The sequence below is a fragment of the Leptolyngbya sp. Heron Island J genome (assembly GCF_000482245.1).
Taxonomy (GTDB): domain Bacteria; phylum Cyanobacteriota; class Cyanobacteriia; order Phormidesmidales; family Phormidesmidaceae; genus Leptothoe.
The window spans coordinates 140,258-163,425 of record NZ_AWNH01000008.1 but is presented as its reverse complement, the minus strand read 5'-3'; the positions used below and the strand labels follow the sequence as shown (position 1 = coordinate 163,425).

Below are 23,168 nucleotides of genomic sequence, written 5' to 3'. Positions count from 1 at the left end.
TTGTCAGTAGTATTCAACCATGATGCAATGTTGGAGTTATGCCAATATTTGGCGCTATGAATGCCGAAGTGAGCCGATATAGGTTCCTTTTCAGCCCATACTAAATTTTTACGAGAAAGATTTTTTCTTCCCTGTAACTGTTGTAATCTTTGCACAGTCTTTACAGACTCTTTACTGTTCTTAAGTAACTCAGTAGATGCACTTATTCATTCTACAAAAGGGTGATGAAGAGGATGTTCTGAAAACACTTATTAAACCATCTTGGATAATCCATACCTTGAGGCTATGGGAAAAGCCAGAAAGATTACTGAGAAAAGTCAGTAGATTTAACAATGGCTTCTGGCTCAATGATTTAAGACACCCAGGGGTAGGGATGGGTATTCTATCGATGACGATATGTCATGTTGTCGCAAGTTTTGCGCGAGTATACATCGCCCTAAATCTATGAGGATGTCTAAGTTGATGTCTAAGCAAACTGCTGTAGCTGCAACTATTTTAGTGATTGATGCTGATACCGATTTAGCAGCGATGTTTTGCAACTTGCTGAGTTTTAATGGCTTTGCAACACTGAGGGCAACTACGGGGCAAGACGGTATCCAACTGGCACAGCTGCATCATCCACAACTGATTGTCTGTGACATAGCATTACCGGATATAAGTGGCTATGATCTGTTGGCTAGCGTGCGATCGCACCATACCATTTTCTCCACCCCATTTATCATGTTGACTAGTGATAATGACTACACTACATTTCGCCGTAGTATGGAGCAGGGAGCCGACGACTATGTGGTTAAATCGCCAGACTTACAAACCGTGTTGCGGTCAGTGCAAACCCAGCTGACCAAGCATGAAAAATTGACACAGTGTTTGACAACCATATCTGCTAAACCAACGTACAAACAGGTAATAACCGCTGTTACGTTAGCAGACCTCAAAGACCAGTTCACAACTATCAAACAACAACCCTGGTCAAGTCTATGGGTCGTCTATCTAAATGACTATGAGATGCTGCAAAGGGGATATGGTCATGTATTTAGTCAACTTGCAGTCCAGTCCCTAGGCCAAAAACTATACCAATGGCAAGAACAGTCGAACGAGTCGTTCTTGACCATCAATACCCTAGCGTATTTGGGTGGCAATCGATTTGTGATCTTTTTAAGTGCCTCCAAGACTCCTGACCAACCTAGCTATGTCCGAGTGACTACTCAGCTTAAAACAGAGTTGCAACACCCCATGGTGATCAATAATCACCGTCTAATACCAGACATCTATATTGAGTGTATTAGCTGTGCTCAACTCGCTACGATCAGCATGCTAGAAACAACACTCAATCGTTCGACAAATTCAGACTCAGGGATTAACCAACTGTCCCTGGCGGCGCGGCTACGGCGAGCGATGCAACAAGATGAGTTACAGCTACACTTTCAGCCCCAAGTCGATTTAAATAGTGGTCAGATCATTGGGGCAGAAGTCCTTGTACGCTGGATGATACCTGGCAAATCTCCCATACTACCGGCGCAGTTTATTCCAGCCGCAGAGGAACATGGATTAATATTACCCCTGGGCGAATGGATTCTAGAAACAGCCCTCCAGCAACTAGCCCATTGGCAAAAAATACGACTGCCGGGCATTAGCATTGCCATTAACTTATCGGTGTATCAGCTACGCAGTTTCCATTTTCTAGAGCGACTGATGGCCCTGGTTAATGCGGCCCAAGTCAGCCCAGTGATGATTGATCTAGAGCTTCCAGAAAGGATGATTATGGAGGACTTGAGCCAGGCTAAATATCTGTTGACTGAGCTGCAACAGCGAGGATTTAGTACAGCAATTGATGATTTTGGTTCGGGATCGCTCAGTCATTTACAGTATTTACCCGTTAACATTCTTAAGCTGGATAAGTGCTTTGTGCGTAATCTATATAGCAATAGAAGTAATCAGGTAATTGTGAGAGCAATTATAGAAATGGCTCGGGGTCTCAATATTTCTACAATTGCTAACGGTGTAGAAACAGCCAGAGAACTATCAATTCTTAAACAACTCAAATGTCATAGTATTCAAGGCTACTTATTTAGCCCGGCCCTGACAGCTCAAGACTTTAAAAAACTTTTATTGGAACCGTCCAAAGCTCAATCTAAAAACTGTTTAGAGCACAGATCATCCTTACATGCTGCGGTTAAAATCCATTAAATTTCGAAGTCAAAGTCCAAATAGATGAACAAGTCTTGGGGAGCACTGTCATCGATATCCACCAGCGGTATACCGAGGTCCAAGTGTAGATCGAGTCCTTCAATCGGACGATAAGTAAAGCCTACGCCTGTGCCCAGGAGAAAGCGATCATTATTAACAGTAGTACCGGATTTGGTATTCCATACGGCTGCCATGTCTAAAAATGGACTCAGTAACATAATGGGGGCACCGGATTCATCTCGCTGCAGCGTAATGCGATCTTCAACGGACAACCGCAGACCATTGTCACCAAATCGAGCATTTTGGCTGTAACCGCGCACAGATTGACGACCGCCAACCACAAATTGTTCTGATCCTAGTAAGGTGTCATTAGCTAGCTGGAGATCGCCTTGCACAATTAGCAAATGATCCTGATTGAGAACTTGGGCGCGTTGCACCTGTCCTAGCCATCCGACAAACTGACTGTCTGGCTGAGGCGATGATAAATTTGTCGCATTTAGCCAATCAACACCCAGGCTAAATTGAGAGCGCAATGCCCAAGCTCCCTGGGGATCACGGCGTAGATAATCTTGACCAAATTGGATGACGCTGGCGCTGTTGCTAGAAAAGTCTGTAGAAGCAATGCGAGTATCACCATCGCGGTGACGAAACCCAAGGGAAAGGGCAAACTCTTCACGAGGTGTGCGAACCAGCGGCTGACGATAGGTTAATTCATAGACTTGAGCATCCCCCTCGATATCAAATGCAGCCAGCTCTCGAGGAGAGATAATCTCAAACTCACTGGGTAAAAATCGTGCTGATAGTGTGCCATTCATGGGATTAATGGGGGCACTGTAACTTAGCTCGTAAAGATGAGAGCCACCCGTTGTTGCTCGGTAAGCGGCGGCCTGTATTCGATCGCCAATGCCAAAGGGATTACGATAGGTAACGTTAGCACCAGTACGGACAACACCAACGCTTATCGGTGAATCGGTATCAAGGGTCAGATGGGCCTCTAGCGGATCGGCTTCATCAATACGTACAACTAAAATACTTTGTCCCAGTCCTGTCCCGGCTCGTAAACTGGCTTCGATGTTGTCAATTAATGGATCGGCACGTAATAGCCGCAGCTGATCTTCAAGGGCAAACTGGTTAAGAGGCGTTTTGGCTCCTAGGTTGACTCGAGATCGCACATAGTTAGCTAGCCGATCAGCTGCCTCTATGCGAATTTCCTCTAAACTGCCCTCAATAATTTGGAGCTTAACAATTCCATCTGTAATTGGCTGATTGGGCAGAACGGCCCGAGAGGTAATAAACCCCTCATTCAGGTAAAGCTGGGTAATTGCATCGGCCGCTTGTCGCAACTCATCAATACCTAATGACCGACCAATAAAAGATGATAGTACGGCGTCAAACTCTGACTTATCAAATACAGTACTACCCAATACTTCAAACTCCTGCACTGTCACTGTGGGGCCTGTTTCCGGAGGTGGGACCGAAGTGTCAGGAGGAGTCGCTGGCGGCAAAACTGGTTCAGGTTCGGGTTCCGGCTCTGGATCTGGCAGGGGCTCTGGAAAAGTATCAGCGGGGGGAGGCGTTGTCGGCACGGTCTGGCTGATGACTGTCCCTGATTGACGTTGGTGAAAACCATCAATTTCTTCAGGAGCGGTAAGAACAGGGAAACGTGTCCCGTTAATCTCTTCTAACTGCTGGAGGGGAGAAAAAACAGACAACGAGTTATCACTGATAGGAGTCTTCCTTTTATCAGTTACCTTGGCCTCAGCTGATGTGGGTAGAGTGGTATCGAATACATCTTGTACCGGTAGATCTACTAACAAAGCGCTATTGGCTTCTCCAGAGGTTCCTATGCCGATACCGAACACGGTGCTCAACAACATCAGCGTTGTTAGTTTCTGTTGCATGGGTCTCCTCTTTTCTCCACCAGATAGTTGCACTGTTACCAGCTGCTGGGCAAGTTGCTTGGTTAGGTAGTCTCTGTTATAAACCTTACGTTCCCCGTGCTGACTGTATCACAGCAAATGGCCTTAAATTAAAGGTTGGTAATCCTGGACGTAGACCTAACTACTCCTAGATTTCGTTGACAGGGTTTTACAACCTATTCCCTACCGAGTTTTACCCAGATTTCCGGTAACTTTTAGCGATTTCAATATCAACATCCATGAATTAGAGTGCCCAGAGACTCACGTTTTGTGACTAAACGTTAGGCTCTCTATGATTTTGGTTCAGCCTTGCGCCAGATGGCATCTGCCACACAAGTAACATCCACCATGGCCAAACCATTATGTACCCGCAAAATATCAGTACCTCCAGCAATAGCTGCTGTGCAGGCGGCCGCCGTTCCCCATTCACGCTGCTTAGGGTCAGGTTGATCCAAAATCCAACCAATAAAACTCTTACGGGATACCCCAACTAAGATGGGGCAGCCCAATTCTGTAAAGTCTGATAGCTGCCGTAAAATCTCTAGATTTTGAGCATAGGTTTTAGCAAAGCCAATGCCAGGATCAATACAGATATTTTGAATCGGCACACCAACAGCCAGGGCCCGATCGATTTGTTGACGCAGGAATTCCGTAATTTCACCCATCAGGTCATCATAATCTGTCATCTGTTGCATTGTTTCTGGGGTACCCCGCATATGCATCAGAATAATGGGTACTTCTTTCTCAGCCGCAACGTTAAGGATCTCGGGCTCATAGATAGCGCCTGAGATATCGTTAATAATATCTGCTCCAGCTTCGACAGCAGCCCGAGCCACCGTAGCACGAGTGGTATCCACTGAAATTACTGCTTGCTTTAATCCATCATCATCCGCCTGACGGATCGCTTCAATCACAGGGATAACTCGATTAAGTTCTTCCCCCAGGGAAATCTGTTCTGCTCCTGGACGAGTAGACTGACCTCCAATATCTAGAATGTCAATTTTAGCCTCTAGAAACGCTTGTGCCTGTTGGAGTGCGGCTGCCACCGAGTTAAACTGGCCACCATCACTAAAGCTATCGGGGGTTACGTTAATCACTCCCATAAGATACGTCCGTTCACCCCAGTTAAACTGATGGCCACGAATATGCCAAGATTGACGGCTGGCGGCTTTCTTCCTGCCCTCAGCCATAAATAACCTTGCCAGCCGATCATAGGTGCCAGGACCAATGTACTCTGGATGGGCGCGCAGCTTGCTATACATCCACACCAGATCTTTGCCATCAAAGATACGGATGTCAATAAACCAGCTTTTTAGCTGTGGTTTCAGACCATTCGCGGTTTCGAGTGCGTCGGTCCATCGTTCAAATTCCTGCTTAAAACCGCGGGTTACTACCGTAAAGGTCATGGCTGTTCAGACTAATCAGAGTATAAAACCGGTTGACATTGATGCTGCGCCACACACAGCTGCGGTGGCAGACTTTATCTATAGTCCGCCAGGGTCAGCCCAAGGGGCAACGAGAATTTTAGTCAAGCCTAATTTGGGCTACCCCAAGGGTCCACCTGTGACGGTGGGCATGTCAGTGTTATCACAAGTATTACAAGGTTTACGCCAGGCCAGTCCCCAGGCTGAGATTTTAGTCGTAGAAGGGGTCTGTTCCAAGCTGTCCCTGGCTGATATTGCCGGGAAAAATGGCCTTTACGACATTTTGGACAAAGGCATGGTAGTGCTGGATGCTGATACGCTGCCCTGTGTGGCGTATCCTAACCTCTCACCCCAACCTGTGCGGTATTCAGAAATGTGGGCACCTAAGCTGCTGCAGGAAGTAGACTGCCGTATTTCGGTGAGCGCTTTCAAAATCACCAGCTTAAAGAAGCAGCCTTTAGTGTCAGCCACGCTCAAGAACCTCTATGGGTTATTTCCCAGGGCAAAATACAAGGCCCGAAGTGCTCATTCTAGAGGACAACTCCATCGGCCTTCGGTGCCGCAGATTTTGCAAGATATTTATTTTTCCATTGGCCACCTATTTGATGGTGGTGTCGCCGACTGCAGCCAAAAGTTTATCAGTAAAGACTGGCGACCGGACGTGGGCACAGGCGTTGAGATTGGCCATGTGGTTTGGGGACATGACCTGTTGGCCATTGACCGTCGTGCTTGTCAGCTAGCTCAAGAGCCTGTAGCGAACTATCTAGACCCCATTGAGCAGCTCAGACAAGCTGGCTAATGCCGACTTTTATGGCCGGGTAGTGGCAGATTCATCATTGTATGAAAATCTTCCTGAACCTTACGAGTCAGCCGTTTTGAAATTTGCCGCACGATCTGGTTCAGCAACTTATCGCCAGATGCCTTCACCAAAGACTGGGGCAGCGCCTGGATAAACTTTGGTAGCTGTACTTTAGTTTGTAAGTTGAGTTCCCATGCCACATGGGTTGCTTGGGGAACAGGCAACTCGTTCTGTGTTTTCTCAGCTAGGGACATGGCAGCCTGGAAATCGACGTCATACCCTTCAGGTTTATGGCCCGGCACTGGAATCGTTTCAATTCGATAAACGCCCTTATTCTGAGGTAACAGGTGGAGACCAATTTTAGGTTGAACTTGAAAATTGAGACTACCAAAACGCCCCAGGGAAATGGCATAGCCATTATGGCCAATCGGTTTGACATCCATCGGCTGAGCGCAGCGAGTAAACCAGCCTTGATGGGAGTCTAAGTAATCGGCAACGGTGTCAACATCGGCAAACATTTCCATGTTGCCGACGTAATATCCTTCAAAAACAACGATGTCGGGCGTCTGTAGATCATCACTATCTCCCTTCAATGGTTGCTGTGGGTCGATAGACGTCTGTAAAGCATCACAAACTCTAGATTGAGGATACTGTGTAGAAGACACGTCCATAAAACTGAGAAATTTCCGAAGATAACCTACAGATGAAATATCAAGATACAAGGTGATGGTTTCTAACGGTTGGATAGCAACGTTAACCACCCCTATGATAGACAGCTAATCTGATTAGCCAAAGGCATATCGCTATGATTCCCAGGGTACTGAGTTAAAAAAACAAACTACCATTGGCAAACTACGGATATGTATTTACGAACGCAAGCTAACATATGCGACTATTTTAGCCGCCTTACTTAAGTTCCATTGTGATTCATTAAGTTTAGTCGATTTTCTAGGGAGCACGATTTTTTCGGTGGCGGCTTAACGATTTTCAAAGATACGGACAGGTAAATGTAAGTTTGAGATAAACAGCGGTCAATCCAGCTACCTGGTCATTATTAGCAAAGCGTTGCTCTTCGCAGTGCAGTCAACGTTACAGTTTGGTGGTTTGATCGAGTTAGTAAGACCGTAGCGACTGCAGGGGAAGAAACGAATGAAGGTATTAGTTGTGGGTGCAACGGGAAAAACGGGGCGGCATGTGACGGAGCAGCTCAGCACTGATGGTACGGGAAAAACAGTGCGGGCACTGGTGCGGGACCGTGCTAAAGCTGATTTTGCTGACACGGTTGAGGTAGTCGTTGGCGATGTGCTGAAACCAGAAACCCTACAGGCAGCAATGACCGGATGCGACGCGATTATTTGTGCCACCGGGGCAGCCCCCAGTTTTGATTTTACGGGCCCTTACCAGGTGGACTTTGTGGGTACCAAGAACTTGGTAGATGTCGCCAAGGCAGAGGGCATTCAACGGTTTGTGATCGTGTCCTCGCTCTGCGTTTCTAAATTTTTCCATCCCCTCAATCTGTTTTGGTTAGTGCTGTTTTGGAAGCAGCAGGCAGAGCAGTACATCGTTAAAAGTGGCTTGACCTATACCATTGTCAGGCCTGGCGGGCTGCGGAGTGAGGATGCTGGAGAGGCCATTGTCATGTCTGCGGCGGATACCCTGTTTGATGGCGGCATTGCCCGGCAGAAGGTGGCCCAGGTATGTATTGCGGCTCTGGGTGAGCCCACAGCTGAGAATAAGATTGTGGAGATTGTGACCCGTCCTGAAGCGTCGGAGCAGTCGTTTGAGAATTTGTTTGCAGGGGTGGCCGGTTAGGGACTCCCCTGGGGGTGATTTGGAGGACAGGTGATGCCTACCTTCCAAATCACCCATCGCCTTAGAAAAACCAGCCGTAGCTGTGTAACCCTTTACCCAGGAGGTTTACGCCTAGATAGCAAATCCAAACGACTACAAAGCCTGAAGCAGCGATAAACGCAGGCTTACGGCCTTGCCAGCCCTTGGTAATACGGGCATGGAGATAGGCGGCAAAGACGAGCCAGGTAATCAGTGCCCAGGTTTCTTTGGGGTCCCAGCTCCAGTAAGAGCCCCAGGCTTCATTGGCCCAGACACCGCCGGAGATGATGCCAATGGTGAGCAGGGGAAACCCCAGACCAATGATGCGATAGCTGATGTTGTCCAGGGTGTCGGCCAGGGTCAGGCGCTGCATGGATAGGGCTTGCTTAGTTGGCTTTTCTAAAACAGCGGTACCGCCGGCACTGGCCATCACGGGTTCGGTGACTGCGGCAGCGCGTTTAAGGATGTATTTGCGATCGCGAAACCCACCAGTACCCACCGAGCTACCCTTGAGTTCAACGGCCTGACCCCGAGTGATGATCAGAAATGCGATTGCAAGCAGCGCTCCGACCATCAGAGCTGAATAGCTCAGCAACATGACGCTCACATGCATCATCAGCCAGTTAGACTTCAGAGCTGGTACTAACGGCTCCGACACTTGCATATTGCCAGGTAGGGTCAGTGTGGCAAATGCGGTGATGCCCATGGCCGCTGGAGCCGTCATTGCCCCAACCCAAAGGCTGTTGCTCATGCGCTCAGCCACAAAGTGCATTGCAGTAATGCCCCAGGCTATAAAGAAAAGAGATTCGTAAAGATTACTTAGGGGAAAGTAACCGCCTTCAATCCACCGAGCGACTAATAGCGCTGCAATACAAAGATTGGCAATGGCCATGCCCGTAGTCCCTAACGTCTTTAGCCAGGGAATGCCGGCAAAGGCAAGGCTACTCCAGTAGAGGAGCATGGTGATAAACAGGACGGCAAAGGAAACGTTGTCGAGCAGTCCTTGAAGCGTGACTAGATCCATTAGGAGTGATTTGGAGCCCTAGGTTTCGGTATGCAATGGTCATTGGTGTGACAACCATTACAATTTTACTAAAGAAATGTGGGTAAAAGGTAACCTCAAGTGTCGCCTTATTTATGGTTTCCACAACGAATCGTGAAATCCTTCAAGAATTTTGGAAGCTGCAGGAGGAATGATCACTAAACTGACAGTCGGTACATAAGGTGATCTGACCCAAACCACATTCAAGCTATTAACTCTGAGTTTTCTAATACGAAAAACTACAGCCCTGAATGTGAATATAGTTTAGTGACAAAAAAATTGGCAGTCCTAGAGAGGTAACTATGGATGCAACTGCGTTGTGGCAGCGATATCAAGACTGGCTTTATTACAATGAGGAGTTAGGGCTCTACTTGGATGTCAGCCGTGTAACATTTGATGATGCCTTTGTAGCGGAGATGACACCTCGGTTTGCGAAGGCATTTGCAGCAGTAGAGGCGTTGGAAAAAGGCGCGATCGCAAACCCAGATGAAGACCGCATGGTTGGTCACTACTGGTTGCGAGACCCAGACCTGGCTCCCAATGGAGAATTGCGTAGTGAAATCGTCGATACTCTACGGGATATAGAAAATTTTACCCAACAGATTCATAGCGCCATAATTACACCCCCCAATGAGGAACGGTTTACCGATATTTTGTCTATTGGAATTGGCGGGTCAGCCCTGGGACCAGAATTTGTCGCGGAAGCTCTAGGACCGATAAACCCACCTCTAAACATTAGCTTTATTGATAATACAGACCCTGCCGGGATCGACAAAACCCTGGCCAAGCTAGGGGATCGCTTAAAAACGACATTAGTATTAGTCATTTCCAAATCTGGCGGAACACCAGAAACCCGCAACGGCATGTTAGAAGTCAAAGCCGCTTATCAAAAGCGAGGTTTGGATTTTTCTAAATATGCCGTTGCCACCACAGGCCGAGATAGCAAACTCGACAAAGTCGCTAAGTCTGAAGGATGGCTAGCCATGTTTCCTATGCAGGACTGGGTTGGTGGACGCACCTCTGAACTATCTTCGGTGGGCCTATTGCCAGCTGCCCTGCAGGGTATCGATATTCGTGCCATTTTAGCTGGGGCCAAGCAGATGGATGCCGCCACCCGGCTGCCTGATCTCCGCAAAAATCCCGCTGCCTTGATGGCTTTAGCCTGGTATCGCACCGGCAACGGTCAGGGTGAAAAAGACATGGTGATTTTGCCCTACAAGGACAGTCTGCTGCTGTTTAGTCGCTATCTACAGCAGCTGATTATGGAATCTCTGGGTAAAGAAACCGACCTAGACGGCAATCGAGTCTGTCAGGGAATCGCGGTTTACGGCAACAAAGGCTCCACAGACCAGCATGCCTACGTACAGCAGCTACGAGAAGGCGTCAATAATTTCTTTGTAACACTGATTGAAGTCCTCAAAGATCGCGAGGGCACCTCTACGGAGATAGACCCAGGTGTGACCGCTGGGGATTATCTCTCAGGCTTTTTGCAAGGGACGCGCAAGGCTTTGTTTGAAAACAACCGACAGTCCATCACCATTACCATTCCTGAAGTCACTCCGACGATAGTAGGTGCCCTGATTGCTTTATATGAGCGGGCAGTCAGCCTGTATGCCGCTGTGGTGAACATTAACGCCTATCATCAGCCTGGGGTAGAAGCGGGTAAAAAAGCGGCTGCCAGCGTTCTCAATCTGCAGAATATGGTGGTGGATGTGCTGAGTAAAACTGGGGGGTCGTTGAGTCTGGCGGAAGTGGCTGCCAAAGTGGGTCGCCCCGATGCTGCGGAAGATATCTATAAAATCGTGCGGCACCTGGATGCCAACGGTCGGCTGGTAGCCATTGATGGCAATGCCGGTAATCCTGCCACGATGAAAGTGATGGCTCGATAAAACCTGTGGTCTCGGGCTGCAGGGTGTCAGCCATGGCAGGTGCAAAATGGATTAGAAGAATTTAGAGGCTTGAAAGGGCACCCTTTCAAGCCTCTTTTTTTGTACTTCTGTCCTTACCTACAACTGCGGAGGTCATATCAGGGGGTATGTTCCACAAATCAGGCTCTACAATCTATAGATGCTGTAACCCATTTCAACTGCTTTCATGGCTTTTTCGTCCGTTGTTCGTGCCCTTAGTAAGACTGCGTTAGCCCAAGAACTGCTCACTAAGCTAGATAAACAGCAGCGGCTCGTGCTCAATGGGTTGCCTCGTTTGCCTAAGGGGTTAGTGGCATCGGCACTGGCCCAGGAGCAACCCATGCTGGTGATAACGGCAACGCTGGAAGAAGCCGGTCGTTGGACGGCGCAGCTAGAAGCCATGGGTTGGCCTAGGGTGTCGCTATACCCTACCTCTGAAGCCTCCCCTTACGATCCGTTTGACCAGGAATCGGAGATGACCTGGGGACAGCTGCAGGTGCTGGCGGATTTGTTAAAGGACTCAGATAAACCAAGCGTGATTGTGGCAACGGAGCGGGCATTACAGCCCCACTTGCCCCCAGTGGAAGCATTTAAGCCCTACTGTCTGCAGCTGGAGCAGGGGATGGAACTCAACCTGAAGGAGCTGTCTCGCACACTGGCCACCCTGGGCTACGAAAAGGTGCCAACGGTGGAAACTGAGGGTCAGTGGAGTCAGCGAGGGGACATTATTGATGTATTTCCGGTCTCGGCAGAGCTGCCGGTGCGGTTGGAGCTGTTTGGGGATGAGCTAGAACGACTGCGGGAATTTGACCCGGCCAACCAGCGCTCCCTAGATAAGGTTTCTACCCTGTTACTAACAACGACGGACTTTAGTCCGCTGATTGCGGCGAAGTTAGATGAGCATGGGGTGCTAATGGATTTGATGCCCCCAGATGTTCAAGAAGCCTATGAAAATGGCCAGCGGGTGGAGGGGCTGCGCCGCTTTTTAGGCATTGCCTTTGACCAGCCAGCGTCGCTGCTGGATTACCTGGCGGAGGATACGCTGATTGCGATTGATGAACCGGATCAGTGTCGCGCCCACAGCGGTCGCTGGTATGAGCAGGTGGATGATTACTGGCATGAAGTCAATCAGACCTTGGGGAATAGTGATGAGATTCAACTACCGGGGTCAGAGGTGCCGCAGCTACACCGGCCATTTGATGAGGCGCTAGAAGAGCTATCGTTATTTTCCCAGGTGCTGCTGTCGGAAATTGCTGAGGATGGTGAGGGGCTGAATTTGGCTAGTCGTCCGGTCCCAGCGATTCCTCACCAGTTTGGCAAGCTAGCGGAGACAGTGAGGGGAGAGTGCGATCGCAAGCATCAAATCTGGCTAGTTTCAGCCCAGCCTACCCGGTCAGTGGCCCTGCTGCAGGAACACGACTGCCCGGCCCAGTTTATTCCCAATCCCAAAGACTATCCGGCGATCGCAAAACTCCATGGCCAATATGTGCCCGTTGGTGTCAAATACTCGGGGCTAGCAGAACTTGAAGGCTTTATTCTGCCAACATTTCGCATTGGCATTGTCACCGACCGTGAGTTTTTTGGTCAGCACACCCTGGCCACCCCCAGCTACGTGCGCAAACGCCGTCGCGCCGCCTCTAAAAAAGTTGACCCGAACAAGCTGCGTCCCAATGACTATGTGGTCCACCGTAACCATGGGATTGGTCAGTTTCTCAAGCTAGAAAGCCTCACCCTTGATGCCGAAACTCGGGAATATTTGGTGATCAAATATGCCGACGGCCTATTGCGGGTCGCGGCAGACCAGATGGGATCTCTGTCACGGTTCCGAGCCTCGGCGGAGAAACGGCCTGCACTGAACAAAATGACCGGCAAGGCTTGGGAAAAAACCAAAACCCGCGCCAAAAAAGCGATCCAAAAAGTGGCGGTGGATTTACTCAAGCTGTATGCACAGCGATCGCAGCTAGAAGGCTTCGCCTATCCCGTAGATATGCCCTGGCAGCAAGAACTAGAAGATTCCTTCCCCTATCAGCCCACCCCAGACCAGCTTAAGGCTACCCAGGATGTCAAACGGGACATGGAAAGCCCCCGACCGATGGACCGCCTGGTGTGTGGCGATGTGGGCTTTGGTAAAACCGAGGTGGCCATTCGCTCCATCTTTAAGGCCATCATTGCTGGCAAACAGGTGGCGATGCTGGCTCCAACCACAATTCTCACCCAGCAACACTACCACACGATTAAAGAGAGATTTGCCCCTTACCCGATTCAGGTAGGATTGTTAAATCGTTTTCGCACGGCGACTGAACGCAAAGAGATTGTTCAACGCCTAACAACTGGCGAGTTAGATGTTGTTGTGGGTACTCACCAATTGCTGGGCAAAGCCGTCAAATTTAACGACCTGGGACTGCTAGTGGTCGATGAAGAACAGCGATTTGGGGTCAACCAAAAAGAGAAAATCAAAGCCATGAAAACCCAGGTGGATGTGCTGACCCTGAGTGCCACACCGATCCCGCGCACATTGTATATGTCTCTCTCGGGTGTACGAGAGATGAGCCTGATTACGACACCGCCCCCAGCCCGGCGTCCGATTATGACCCACCTGGCCCCCTACGACCCGGAAAAAGTCCGAGCAGCGATTCGTCAGGAGCTAGACCGAGGCGGGCAGGTTTTTTACGTTGTCCCCCGGGTGGAAGGTATTGAAGAGATTGCAGCCCGCATTCGTGAAATGATTCCATCGATTCGGCTAGCAGTGGCTCACGGTCAGATGCCCGAAGGAGAATTAGAAGCCACGATGTTAGCCTTTAGCAGTGGCGAAGCCGACCTGATGGTGTGTACCACCATTATCGAATCAGGGCTAGACATTCCACGGGTTAACACCATTTTGATTGAAGACTCCCAGAAATTCGGACTTTCCCAGCTCTATCAGTTACGGGGTCGGGTTGGACGTTCCGGGATTCAAGCCCACGCCTGGTTATTTTATCCTCGTCAGGACAAACTCTCGGATAAGGCCCGGAAGCGGCTGCGAGCCATTCAAGAATTCACCCAACTGGGCTCCGGCTATCAGCTAGCCATGCGCGATATGGAAATTCGCGGTATTGGTAATCTGCTGGGGGTGCAACAGTCGGGTCAGATGGAGGTGATTGGCTTTGACCTCTATATGGATATGCTCCAGGAAGCCATTGCCGAGATTCGTGGCCAGGAGATTCCCCAGGTGGATGAGACTCAAATTGACCTGAAACTCACCGCCTTTATTCCCAACAACTATATTAGCGACACCGATCAAAAGATGAGCATTTATCGTTCGTTGGTGGCTGCAGATACTAAAAGAGAGCTGATGCAGATTGTGACAGACCTAAACGACCGATTTGGGCCGATTCCAGCCGCAGTAGAACAGCTGGTGAAAATGCTAGAACTCAAGCAAATTGCCAAACCTTTGGGCTTTGCGAAGATCAAACCAGAGGGTAAGCAACATGTCGTCATGGAAACACCGATGGAAGCACCGGCCTGGAAACTGCTGCATGATAAGGTGCCCGGACACCTGAAGTCGCGGTTTGTGTATGCCTCAGGTAAGGTGACGGTACGGGGGCTGGGGGTAATGAAGCCAGACAAACAGCTGGAGAATTTGATCGAGTGGTTGGGCTATATGAGGGGAGCGTTGAATGAGCCCGCCTTGGCTGGCAGTGGAGTTTCGTAATGTTGATCCCAATGCTTCAACTCTGGGAGCTTTCAGATGCGTCTCCCCTTGGCTGCACCTGTTCCGGTTATTAAGAAGCTGACTGCCGCTTTCGGTAGGCATACTGTCCATGGATATTGACAGAGTAGGGCACCGCATAGGTTAGCAATCCAGCCAGCCAGCGGGTGGGAGTCATTTTGTTGTTGACCAGGGCAGGGCCATGGTTAAGAGAAAAAAGGAGGGTGCCAACGACAATGGAGACTTTAGCGGCACCGGGGGCCAGCTCACGGTCAATCAGCGAGGACAAATAGTCTTTCATAACAGCAGCGAATAATAAGCCTATTGATGTTAAGCATATCAAATTAATATGAAATATCATGAGATGTATCGAATCAAACAGTTTTTATGGCAAAGATAGGAGTCGATCGCGACACTCTAAACAGCTTGGGGGATTGAAAAGTCCCCTGTTTCTCGTAGGGCCTCTAAAAATGCATAGACTGCTGGCGTATGGAGTCCCTCTTTGAGCAGAGCCGCACCAATGGGGCGCGTGAGGGTAAAGGGCAATCGACAGATCTGGACCCCCTCTGGAATCGGTGCGGCTGCCAACTCTGGCATCAGGGCGATGCCCAACCCCTGTCTGACCATACTTACCATCGATGAATCATGGCGGATGTAATAGGCTATTTTTAGAGCAATTTGATGGTGTTTGAGATAATCATCTAACCGAGAGAAACAAGTACCGTGACTGGGACTAATCAGTGGATGCGCCTGCAGCTCACTGTAGGTTAGTTGAGCATCTCGCAGCCCTAGCTGAGACGGGAGCAGGGCCACATATTCATCTTCAAAAATTAGGAATGATTCGAATTCTTTGCCTTTCAGCACTTCGGCCACGCAAATATCGACGTCTCCTTGAGTCAAGCGTTGTTTCAGGTGGTCAATATCGTTGTCCTCGGTAATGGTCACCTGAATCTCAGGATAGCGATGGTGTAGACGGGCGATCGCAGCTGGCAGCAGATGGGTAGCCACACTTCTAAAGGCGGCGATCCTTACCGTTCCTCCCTGTAGCCCTCTAGCCTGCTGGGCATTCTGGGCCATGTCGTCTAGCAGCTTCAGTACCTGGTTAGCCTTATCGGTAATCTGTTCACCGACAGGGGTGAGTTTGGCCCCATAGCGACCGCGGTTAAGCAAGACCACACCTAGCTGCTCTTCCAGGGTTGCGATCGCGTGGCTAACCGTGGACTGATTCACCCCAAGTTGTAATGCCGCCTCACTAAAATTGCCACAATCGGCAATGGCTACCAACGCACGTAACTGGGAGAGCTTGAGTCTGGAAAGGTTCATGCCGTAGACCTGGAAGCATTTCCTCTAAATCTATCTCACCTTTCTCAATTCGAGGTATCGATAGCATGCATCCATTTTATGCATGCTATGCTTTGGTGCTCACATCGACTGCGGGTGACAATACCCATTGCAGGGGAATAAACGGTAGATTTTAGGGATTTTTGCATGAATATTGGGATCTACATCTACGATCAAGCAGAAGTTCTCGACTTTTCAGGACCGTTTGAAGTGTTTAGCACCGCTGCTAGAATTTGCACTGACGGCACACCCTTTACCCCTTTTTTAGTTAGCCAAACCGGCGAAACTGTTACTGCTCGGGGAGGCTATAAAGTCATTCCTGATTATGGATTTCACAATCATCCGTTGATTGATGTGCCTATTATCGTCGGCGGTGTTCATATTGCAGAAATGCTCAAGCCCCCAGTTGTTAACTGGATTACAGAGCAGGCTAACACAGCTAAACTGATGGCTTCTGTTTGTACGGGAGCCTTTTTACTAGCAGCGGCTCAGGTGATCACCACCGAATCGGTGACCACTCATTGGGAAGATATTGCCGATCTCCGTCAGCAGTATCCTAATCTAAATGTGAGAGAAAATATTCGTTGGGTGGATGCTGGCCGGGTGATAACGTCCGGTGGTATTTCTGCTGGGATCGATATGAGTCTGTATTTGGTGAGTAGATTGGGGGGGCAAGCCCTGGCTGAACAAACAGCCAAACAAATGGAGTTTGACTGGACAGGTGCATCATAATGACAGGTTTATTGCCTCGATACTAATGTTGTTGAATTAGAGAGAAAACCAAAATGTATACGGTTTTTGGCGATATGCTGTCAGGAAACTGTTATAAAGTCAAATTGCTGGTGCAGTTTTTAGATATTCCCCACAGGTGGGTACATGTGGATATTCTGGCTAATGAAACCCACACAGAGGACTTTCAGCAGATGAATCCCAATGCCAGAATCCCAGTTGTTGCCCTGGGTGACGACCAATATCTGTGGGAATCGAACGCCATTTTAAACTACTTCGCAGACGGAACTACCTTCCTACCACAGGACAAGTATCAACGGGCCAAGGTGCTGCAGTGGCAGTTTTTTGAACAGTACAGCCATGAGCCTTACATTGCGACGGCCAGATACATTAACAAGTATTTAGGTCTGCCTAAAGAGCGATTGGCAGAATATCACGGCAAGCAGGCAGGGGGGTATCAAGCCTTAGGCGTCATGGATAAACATCTGGCGGACAATCAATTCTTTTTGGGCACCCAGGCAACCATCGCAGATATTAGTTTGTATGCCTATACCCATGTAGCGGATGAAGGTGGTTTTGATTTGTCGGCATATACTCATATTCAGCGATGGTTTAGAGACTTTGAAACCATTCCTGGCTATATCAAAATGGCGCGGGAAAATGCGTAGTACTCTCAGCATTGGTGAGTGATGAAAGAACCAACCGCCAAACCCATCAAAACATCGGTGACCCCTGCGACTGAGGCAGATATTCTGGCTGTCACCATAGGTACCCCAGAACTGTTAAACAGTACGGTTTATCTAGCAGAGTATGATCCGGACTGGCCGGTGATATTTATGCAATTAGCCCAGGAAATCCGGGGTGTTTTAGGAGATAGCGCCGGTTTACTGGAACATGTGGGGTCAACCTCGGTGCCGGGGCTAGCGGCAAAACCCATTATTGATATGGTCCTGGCAGTGGCAGCATCAGCCGATGAATCGGCCTATGTCCCACAGTTGGAAACATTGGGCTACAAACTCACCATTCGAGAACCTGACTGGTATGAGCATCGTGTCTTCAAGCTGCCCGAACCAAAAGTCAATTTGCATGTGTTTAGCGCTGGCTGCAAAGAGATTGGGCGGAGGCTCGCTTTTCGTGATTGGTTGCGCCACCACCCTGACGACAAAACGCTTTACGAGACAACAAAACGCGAACTCTCTCAACAGACTTGGAAATATATCCAGAATTATGCAGATGCCAAGTCGGCTGTGGTGCAAGAGATTATGGGTCGGGCCGATGGCAAACATTAATTAACCTACAGGCGTTTCATGGAACGCCTGTAGGTCCAAAAGTAGAACCTCATAAATCTTTATTCCTTTAGTATCGTTGCGTAAATCTACTGCGAAACTCAGACGATTTTGACGTTGTAGAAGGATAGACATCCCTATCGCGTCAATGTATTGGTGAGTATATTTTGTGAAACCTCTCAATTTTATAGACTGCGGCCTTATTTTTGGGTCACTGATCTGATGGGCATCTGGCTGTTTAGTGCGATCGCACTAACAAGTCCAGTGGCCCTGGCCCAAGAATCATCAGCGGTCAGACAGCTGCGGGAGACCCGTATCTGTCGAGGCTGTAATCTCCGTCAGGCCAGCTTACAAAGGGCTTATTTACAGGGAGCCAATTTACAAGGAGCCAACCTGGAAGGCGCAGATCTGCGTCGGGCCAACCTGCGCGGGGCCAATTTAGTTGACGCGAATTTACTCAATGCTGATTTGCGCGGGGCCGATCTACGGGGAGCGGTTTTAGAGGGGGCTGATTTAGCAGGGGCTAACCTGGCCGAGACCAATTTTGGCAATGATATTGCGGCGGCTGATTTAGACCCCCAGTGGCAGCTGGCCTGGCGGTTGGTTAATGCCCCTGAGGATGTTCAGCGTGATCCAGGCCTGTTGGCGTTGGCCAATGTTAGTGGGGCTGAAGATGCCGTAGCGATCGCAACCGGACTGTCTGGGGCCAACTTGAGCCACAGCAATCTCAGTGGATTAACCTTCTCGGACTTTGACTTGAGCCGCAGCGACTTTAGCAACGCGAAACTGGCGGGAACTCAGTTAGCGGGGGCCAATCTTGAAGAGAGTCGCTTGGTAGCCGCCGATCTATCGGGAGCAATACTGACAGAAGCTGAACTCAGGCGGGCAGATTTGAGCTTTGCTACCCTGGCAGCCACCGATTTAACTGGGGCAAATCTAGAACAGACAAACTTAAACACAGCGGATTTGACCAATGCCAGTCTGGTGGGAGCTAACTTGAGGCAGGCGCAGTTAATCCAGGCCGATCTGTCCGGGGCAATGTTAGACGAAGCGGTTCTGGCTCGGATTGATTTACGACAGACCACCTTTGCCGGTCCAGGGGGAGCCCATGTTAATTTTAGCCGCAGCGACCTAAGCCGGGTAGATTTCAGTCAGGTTGTCTCCCTGGCCAATGCCAACTTTGAGCGAGCCAACCTGGAGGGGGCCAACCTGAGCCGAGTCTGTTTTGCCGATGCTAATACGGATGAAACTACGGGGGCGAACTTTGAGCAAGCCAATTTGACTGGAGCCAACTTACAGTCAGCGGTGTTGCACCATGGCAATTTTCGTAGGGCCTCGTTGGCAGGCGCAAACTTAAACTATGGTGAGTTTAACCATGCAGACTGGACCCAGGCCAATCTAGAAAATGCCACCTTGCATCTGGCCACCTTAGAAGATATCACCATCGCCTATACCAACTTAGCGGGAGCGGAGCGTCCCGGCGATCGACCGGTCAATTTGGCTGAGTTTAGAGCCGCTCAGCCCAGGGATTGTTTTCAAGTAAATGAGTGAGCCTATGTCGTCAGATGTTTTTCCACTGCCTGCGCTGACGCCGCTGACCCAGCTCAATGTGCAAGATAATTTGCGAATCAATGCTGAGCGTTGGCAGCTGGCCCATCATTATCATCAACAACGGCAAAATGTTCACTATCAGGCACTCTGGCAGCCAGGAATTGTCTATGGGTTAGGGGTAAAGTTAATAGCTCCCCCCCCTGGAACCGCGCCGCAGTTTCAGACTAAAAGCTGGATTGAAGTCCAGCCAGGGTTTGCCATTGACGGTGAAGGGAATCCCATTGTGATTTCTGAAGAGCGCGATCGCACCTATCCTATTACCATTCCACCGTTAACCGACAGGGGTATTCAGACGCTCTATATTGTTGTTAACCATGTTGATCCTAAACAGCTAGAGCTCCCCAATTCCACCGATCGCCTGCAAGAACAGTTTCGCTTTGATCAACGCATCAATCACCTGAGACCGAAAGATATTGAACTGTGTCGCATTCGAATTTCGGCTGATCAAGATATTTTAGCGATGCCAACCCAGGGATTAACGCCTGAGCTGGGTCAGTTAGATTTGACCCAGCGTCGGTTTGCTCAACTGCGATCGCAACGCTCATTTACCCTGGGCCTATTCCCTAACCAACCACGCTATCAGAGGGGCCTAATGGGCTTATTCCAGGGAATGCAGGTACTCTACCCTGGCCTACACGGCCAGCTACAAACAGTTACCCAGGCCGATGCAGCTCTAGATGCCCTGTGTATAAGCGGCACTTCTCTCATCGAATGGCAACGGTCTGATACACCTGGACACACAAGACTCTTCCAGTCTTTAAAGGACTATCCAGGGGGACTGCTAATTGTTGCTGAAGGAGTTGATCGCGTTCTCCAGGAAAGCATTAAACGGCTGCAGCGTCATCTGGAACTGCGCCGGGTAGTGTCTCCCCATTTGATTACCCGACATCCTTTTTTGTTTGGTCAACTGCCTAAACTTTCGAAAGACAATGGCTTATGGGTGGATGATCGCATCGTGATTGTTTCCCCATCCCTGTTTGAGCATTGGCAAGGTCAAGAACAGTCTCGCCAGGCGATTCGAACCTGGCATGAATTCGGCATTAATCTTTTATATTACATCTGGTACAACAGCCACATTCGTAAGCTTTTACGGTAGGTAATCATGATTGTGACCACTCCCATTAAAGTTGAGGCCTCTACCCATCACATCGTGTTTACTCCTAGCGATGACGGGGATGAGATTGTCAGTACGGTCCCTGATGTGGCTGTGACAGTGACCAATCTTAGCCAGGTATTTGCCAGTTTTCAGGTGGCCTTGCATGTTGAAGGCCAAAATCCCAATGATACGGGTGAGTGGTATAAGGTTGAACCCAATGTGGGAGCCAAAAAGCCCCCAGGCGATCGCACCACCTTTTATATCAGGCTAACAAAACCACCGATTCCAGCCTATGGCACAACCATTCCAGCCAAGCTCACCGTTTTCTCGGCAGAACTCTCTAATGTGGACGTCAGTCAGCCGCTCTATATTCAGATTCTACGTCCGTCCAAAACCCTGAGAGTTTATGTGCCACTCCAGGATCTTCAGGTAACGCCAGGTAGCCGCCTGCGGATTCCAGTTCTGGTCTATAATCTCAACCCCACCCCGCGCAATGTGACGGTGCGGCTACAGGGGCTGGAGCTAGATTGGCTACCCGAAACCTTTGAGCAGTCCCTTTGGATCGAAGCGGGTAGCTCAGCAGAAACAGAATTTTGGTGTGCGCCAGCGGCCATTCCCATCAATCTACAACAGGTACGCCCATTTACCATTGAGGCTACTGATGATGAGGGCAACAGTGCCAGCATTGGCAACAAATTAGAGATTTTGCCCTTTGGCTATACCGCAGTGACGGTTGATGAGGCTGAACAAGTGTTACCGGCAACGACGTCTCGCTGGTCGCTGCAACGACAGCAAATCGCTCACTATCTCTTTCAGATTCAGAATCGTAGCAATGTTTCCCAAACCATTGTGCTACAGCCTAAACAGACGGACGCTAGTGTGGCTTCCAGCCCAGTGACCGTGGCGGCGGCAGCAGCGGTTGACCATGATTTTGCCATCACTGCCCGTCGCCCTCTAATCGGCTGGAGGCAAACCCAGCTGGTTGAAGTATGGCCCCAGCTGACCTATAGGGATTCGGCTGAGCCACTGGCCAATGTGAATGTACAACCCGCCAGCCAGTTGTTGACGCTGAAGTTACGTCCGGTTATCCCCTGGTGGGTTCAGCTACTATTGCTGTTACTTGGGTGTTTAGGTCTGGGCTGGCTGTGGTTGTTGTCACCCCGCCCCTTACATACAGAGCCGGTGAATAGCATCGCCCTGATGTCCAATGGCGATACTGTAGCCAGTGGTTCCCGCGATCAAACTCTGCGACGTTGGCAGGTGTCCCATGGAGCCTGGCTGCCCAATGTGCGTCGCCTCAAGTTTCGCACCAAAATTGAGACCCAGGACCATCGTTTTCGATCGGCTATTCGGGTGATTGAGCCACTACCGGCGAATAATAAACAGATTGCCGTGGGGTTAGAAAATGGCGACATTCAGCTGTGGAACGTGGACCCACCCGAGTATAAGCCTTCATTTCTCGATGGCATCACCGGATTAGATAAGGTCTTTGACCTGGCCTTTACTCAAAATTCTCGATATTTGTTTAGTGGCCACGGCAGTGGGCAAGTATATCAATGGGATATGCAACGTCAGGAGAAACGAGGTAAACCTCTGTACTTAGGGGCCACAGTGGTTTCAGCGTTGGATGTGATTGAACCTGTACCGGGGGAAAGTTGGGTTGCGATCGCAGCCCAATTCAATCGCCTAGTGCTTTGGGACTGGCAACAGGAACGTGCCTATGATATTCGTTATACCTGGCCTGAAGGCAACCATGAAAATGCCCCCGCCATCCCACCAGTCATCAGCAGCAACAGCTATCTGACAGGGCTAGATGTAGCCGACGGCGGCACTCGTATGGTCACCGCTGATAGTGTTGGCTTTATTACCCTTTGGGATGTTAACAGCTTGATTCAATGTGCTAGAGCAGCCACCCAACGTTCCCCATTAGCGGACAAAACTGAGGAAAACTCCCACCAGCTCTTATTAGCTGACTGTGAGATAGCTAAGCTCCAGCAGTGGCCTCAAAACACCAACGGGCAGGCTGTTCGAGATGTAGCGATCACCGCCAATGGCTGCTATGTTGCCGGTACAGGCGACAACGGCCATATTGATCTCTGGCAGATCGATAACAACAACCAACTCAGACCTTTTAATCTCGCCCATATTCCTAAACGCTCCCTAAATACCGTGGATATTCATCTGACCACCAACGATGGTGAACGTCCCAATAGAAATGACATTGTGCTCGTTGCTGCCGACACCGCCAATCATCGGGTGCAGCTATATCGCAAAGCGTTATCTCCCAATCGCTGTCAGTAGACCGATTC

The 23,168-nt window shown here is 49.6% G+C and carries 17 protein-coding genes; 11 read left to right on the top strand and 6 right to left on the bottom strand.

Features of this window, described 5'->3' with window-relative positions:
• Positions 1 to 462: 462 nt before the first annotated feature.
• On the top strand, positions 463 to 2,187 hold the full coding sequence (locus N836_RS41710) for an EAL domain-containing response regulator (protein WP_023070468.1): 1,725 nt from the start codon (positions 463 to 465) through the stop codon (positions 2,185 to 2,187).
• Here N836_RS41710 and N836_RS0136855 read toward each other — a convergent pair.
• Positions 2,184 to 4,088: a ShlB/FhaC/HecB family hemolysin secretion/activation protein gene (locus N836_RS0136855; protein ID WP_023070467.1), complete on the bottom strand. Its 1,905-nt coding sequence runs from the start codon at positions 4,086 to 4,088 to the stop codon at positions 2,184 to 2,186. The two genes, N836_RS41710 and N836_RS0136855, sit on opposite strands and share 4 nt — an antisense overlap.
• Positions 4,089 to 4,396: 308 nt before the next feature.
• A complete protein-coding gene (gene folP / locus N836_RS41705) occupies positions 4,397 to 5,512 on the bottom strand; it encodes a dihydropteroate synthase (RefSeq protein ID WP_023070466.1) in 1,116 nt (371 codons plus the stop codon).
• On the opposite strand from folP, the gene N836_RS41700 reads away from it, so the two are divergent.
• A complete protein-coding gene (locus N836_RS41700) occupies positions 5,511 to 6,329 on the top strand; it encodes a DUF362 domain-containing protein (RefSeq protein ID WP_023070465.1) in 819 nt (272 codons plus the stop codon). The two genes, folP and N836_RS41700, sit on opposite strands and share 2 nt — an antisense overlap.
• On the opposite strand, the gene N836_RS41695 is transcribed toward N836_RS41700, so the two are convergent.
• Positions 6,326 to 7,090 (bottom strand): DUF1997 domain-containing protein, encoded by a 765-nt coding sequence (locus N836_RS41695; protein ID WP_023070464.1) that lies wholly within the window; start codon positions 7,088 to 7,090, stop codon positions 6,326 to 6,328. The two genes, N836_RS41700 and N836_RS41695, sit on opposite strands and share 4 nt — an antisense overlap.
• A gap of 388 nt (positions 7,091 to 7,478) precedes the next feature.
• Between N836_RS41695 and N836_RS41690 the strand changes: the two genes are divergently transcribed.
• Positions 7,479 to 8,141, top strand: a complete 663-nt coding sequence (locus tag N836_RS41690; protein ID WP_023070463.1) for an SDR family oxidoreductase — start codon at positions 7,479 to 7,481, stop codon at positions 8,139 to 8,141.
• A gap of 61 nt (positions 8,142 to 8,202) precedes the next feature.
• On the opposite strand, the gene ccsB is transcribed toward N836_RS41690, so the two are convergent.
• Positions 8,203 to 9,183 (bottom strand): c-type cytochrome biogenesis protein CcsB, encoded by a 981-nt coding sequence (gene ccsB / locus N836_RS41685; protein WP_023070462.1) that lies wholly within the window; start codon positions 9,181 to 9,183, stop codon positions 8,203 to 8,205.
• A 320-nt stretch (positions 9,184 to 9,503) separates the two neighbouring features.
• Between ccsB and N836_RS41680 the strand changes: the two genes are divergently transcribed.
• Together N836_RS41680 and mfd are read left to right on the top strand one after the other, a co-directional pair.
• A complete protein-coding gene (locus N836_RS41680; protein WP_023070461.1) occupies positions 9,504 to 11,090 on the top strand; it encodes a glucose-6-phosphate isomerase in 1,587 nt (528 codons plus the stop codon).
• A gap of 205 nt (positions 11,091 to 11,295) precedes the next feature.
• On the top strand, positions 11,296 to 14,799 hold the full coding sequence (mfd, locus tag N836_RS41675; protein WP_023070460.1) for a transcription-repair coupling factor: 3,504 nt from the start codon (positions 11,296 to 11,298) through the stop codon (positions 14,797 to 14,799).
• A 70-nt stretch (positions 14,800 to 14,869) separates the two neighbouring features.
• Here mfd and nrtS read toward each other — a convergent pair whose 3' ends face one another.
• The gene (gene nrtS / locus N836_RS41670) at positions 14,870 to 15,097 is read right to left on the bottom strand and encodes a nitrate/nitrite transporter NrtS (RefSeq protein ID WP_023070459.1); all 228 of its coding nucleotides are present in this window, start codon (positions 15,095 to 15,097) and stop codon (positions 14,870 to 14,872) included.
• A gap of 116 nt (positions 15,098 to 15,213) precedes the next feature.
• A complete protein-coding gene (locus tag N836_RS41665) occupies positions 15,214 to 16,119 on the bottom strand; it encodes a LysR family transcriptional regulator (protein ID WP_023070458.1) in 906 nt (301 codons plus the stop codon).
• A gap of 165 nt (positions 16,120 to 16,284) precedes the next feature.
• Here N836_RS41665 and N836_RS41660 point away from each other — a divergent pair, with 165 nt between their 5' ends.
• The 6 genes from N836_RS41660 to N836_RS41640 all read left to right on the top strand — a co-directional run bounded on the left by N836_RS41660 (position 16,285) and on the right by N836_RS41640 (position 23,160).
• Entirely contained in the window at positions 16,285 to 16,869 is a 585-nt protein-coding gene (locus N836_RS41660) for a DJ-1/PfpI family protein (protein ID WP_023070457.1), read from the top strand.
• 53 nt (positions 16,870 to 16,922) lie between these two features.
• Complete coding sequence (locus N836_RS41655; protein ID WP_023070456.1) at positions 16,923 to 17,534, top strand: glutathione S-transferase family protein; 612 nt, start codon at positions 16,923 to 16,925, stop codon at positions 17,532 to 17,534.
• Positions 17,535 to 17,555: 21 nt separating this feature from the next.
• Positions 17,556 to 18,155, top strand: coding sequence for a GrpB family protein (locus N836_RS41650; RefSeq protein WP_023070455.1), 600 nt, complete (start codon positions 17,556 to 17,558; stop codon positions 18,153 to 18,155).
• A gap of 219 nt (positions 18,156 to 18,374) precedes the next feature.
• Complete coding sequence (locus N836_RS41645) at positions 18,375 to 19,703, top strand: pentapeptide repeat-containing protein (protein ID WP_036052102.1); 1,329 nt, start codon at positions 18,375 to 18,377, stop codon at positions 19,701 to 19,703.
• Positions 19,704 to 19,707: 4 nt separating this feature from the next.
• Positions 19,708 to 20,859 (top strand): hypothetical protein, encoded by a 1,152-nt coding sequence (locus N836_RS72740; protein WP_152532026.1) that lies wholly within the window; start codon positions 19,708 to 19,710, stop codon positions 20,857 to 20,859.
• A 6-nt stretch (positions 20,860 to 20,865) separates the two neighbouring features.
• Positions 20,866 to 23,160: a WD40 repeat domain-containing protein gene (locus N836_RS41640; protein ID WP_023070452.1), complete on the top strand. Its 2,295-nt coding sequence runs from the start codon at positions 20,866 to 20,868 to the stop codon at positions 23,158 to 23,160.
• Positions 23,161 to 23,168: the final 8 nt, after the last annotated feature.

What these genes read in the sequence shown, in the direction of transcription:
- N836_RS41710 (WP_023070468.1), top strand. Translation starts at nt 463, where the DNA reads ATGTCTAAGCAAACTGCTGTAGCTGCAACTATTTTAGTGATTGATGCT.
- N836_RS0136855 (WP_023070467.1), bottom strand. Translation starts at nt 4,088, where the DNA reads ATGCAACAGAAACTAACAACGCTGATGTTGTTGAGCACCGTGTTCGGT.
- N836_RS41700 (WP_023070465.1), top strand. Translation starts at nt 5,511, where the DNA reads ATGGCTGTTCAGACTAATCAGAGTATAAAACCGGTTGACATTGATGCT.
- folP (WP_023070466.1), bottom strand. Translation starts at nt 5,512, where the DNA reads ATGACCTTTACGGTAGTAACCCGCGGTTTTAAGCAGGAATTTGAACGA.
- N836_RS41690 (WP_023070463.1), top strand. Translation starts at nt 7,479, where the DNA reads ATGAAGGTATTAGTTGTGGGTGCAACGGGAAAAACGGGGCGGCATGTG.
- ccsB (WP_023070462.1), bottom strand. Translation starts at nt 9,183, where the DNA reads ATGGATCTAGTCACGCTTCAAGGACTGCTCGACAACGTTTCCTTTGCC.
- N836_RS41680 (WP_023070461.1), top strand. Translation starts at nt 9,504, where the DNA reads ATGGATGCAACTGCGTTGTGGCAGCGATATCAAGACTGGCTTTATTAC.
- mfd (WP_023070460.1), top strand. Translation starts at nt 11,296, where the DNA reads ATGGCTTTTTCGTCCGTTGTTCGTGCCCTTAGTAAGACTGCGTTAGCC.
- nrtS (WP_023070459.1), bottom strand. Translation starts at nt 15,097, where the DNA reads ATGAAAGACTATTTGTCCTCGCTGATTGACCGTGAGCTGGCCCCCGGT.
- N836_RS41665 (WP_023070458.1), bottom strand. Translation starts at nt 16,119, where the DNA reads ATGAACCTTTCCAGACTCAAGCTCTCCCAGTTACGTGCGTTGGTAGCC.
- N836_RS41660 (WP_023070457.1), top strand. Translation starts at nt 16,285, where the DNA reads ATGAATATTGGGATCTACATCTACGATCAAGCAGAAGTTCTCGACTTT.
- N836_RS41655 (WP_023070456.1), top strand. Translation starts at nt 16,923, where the DNA reads ATGTATACGGTTTTTGGCGATATGCTGTCAGGAAACTGTTATAAAGTC.
- N836_RS41650 (WP_023070455.1), top strand. Translation starts at nt 17,556, where the DNA reads ATGAAAGAACCAACCGCCAAACCCATCAAAACATCGGTGACCCCTGCG.
- N836_RS41645 (WP_036052102.1), top strand. Translation starts at nt 18,375, where the DNA reads ATGGGCATCTGGCTGTTTAGTGCGATCGCACTAACAAGTCCAGTGGCC.
- N836_RS72740 (WP_152532026.1), top strand. Translation starts at nt 19,708, where the DNA reads ATGTCGTCAGATGTTTTTCCACTGCCTGCGCTGACGCCGCTGACCCAG.
- N836_RS41640 (WP_023070452.1), top strand. Translation starts at nt 20,866, where the DNA reads ATGATTGTGACCACTCCCATTAAAGTTGAGGCCTCTACCCATCACATC.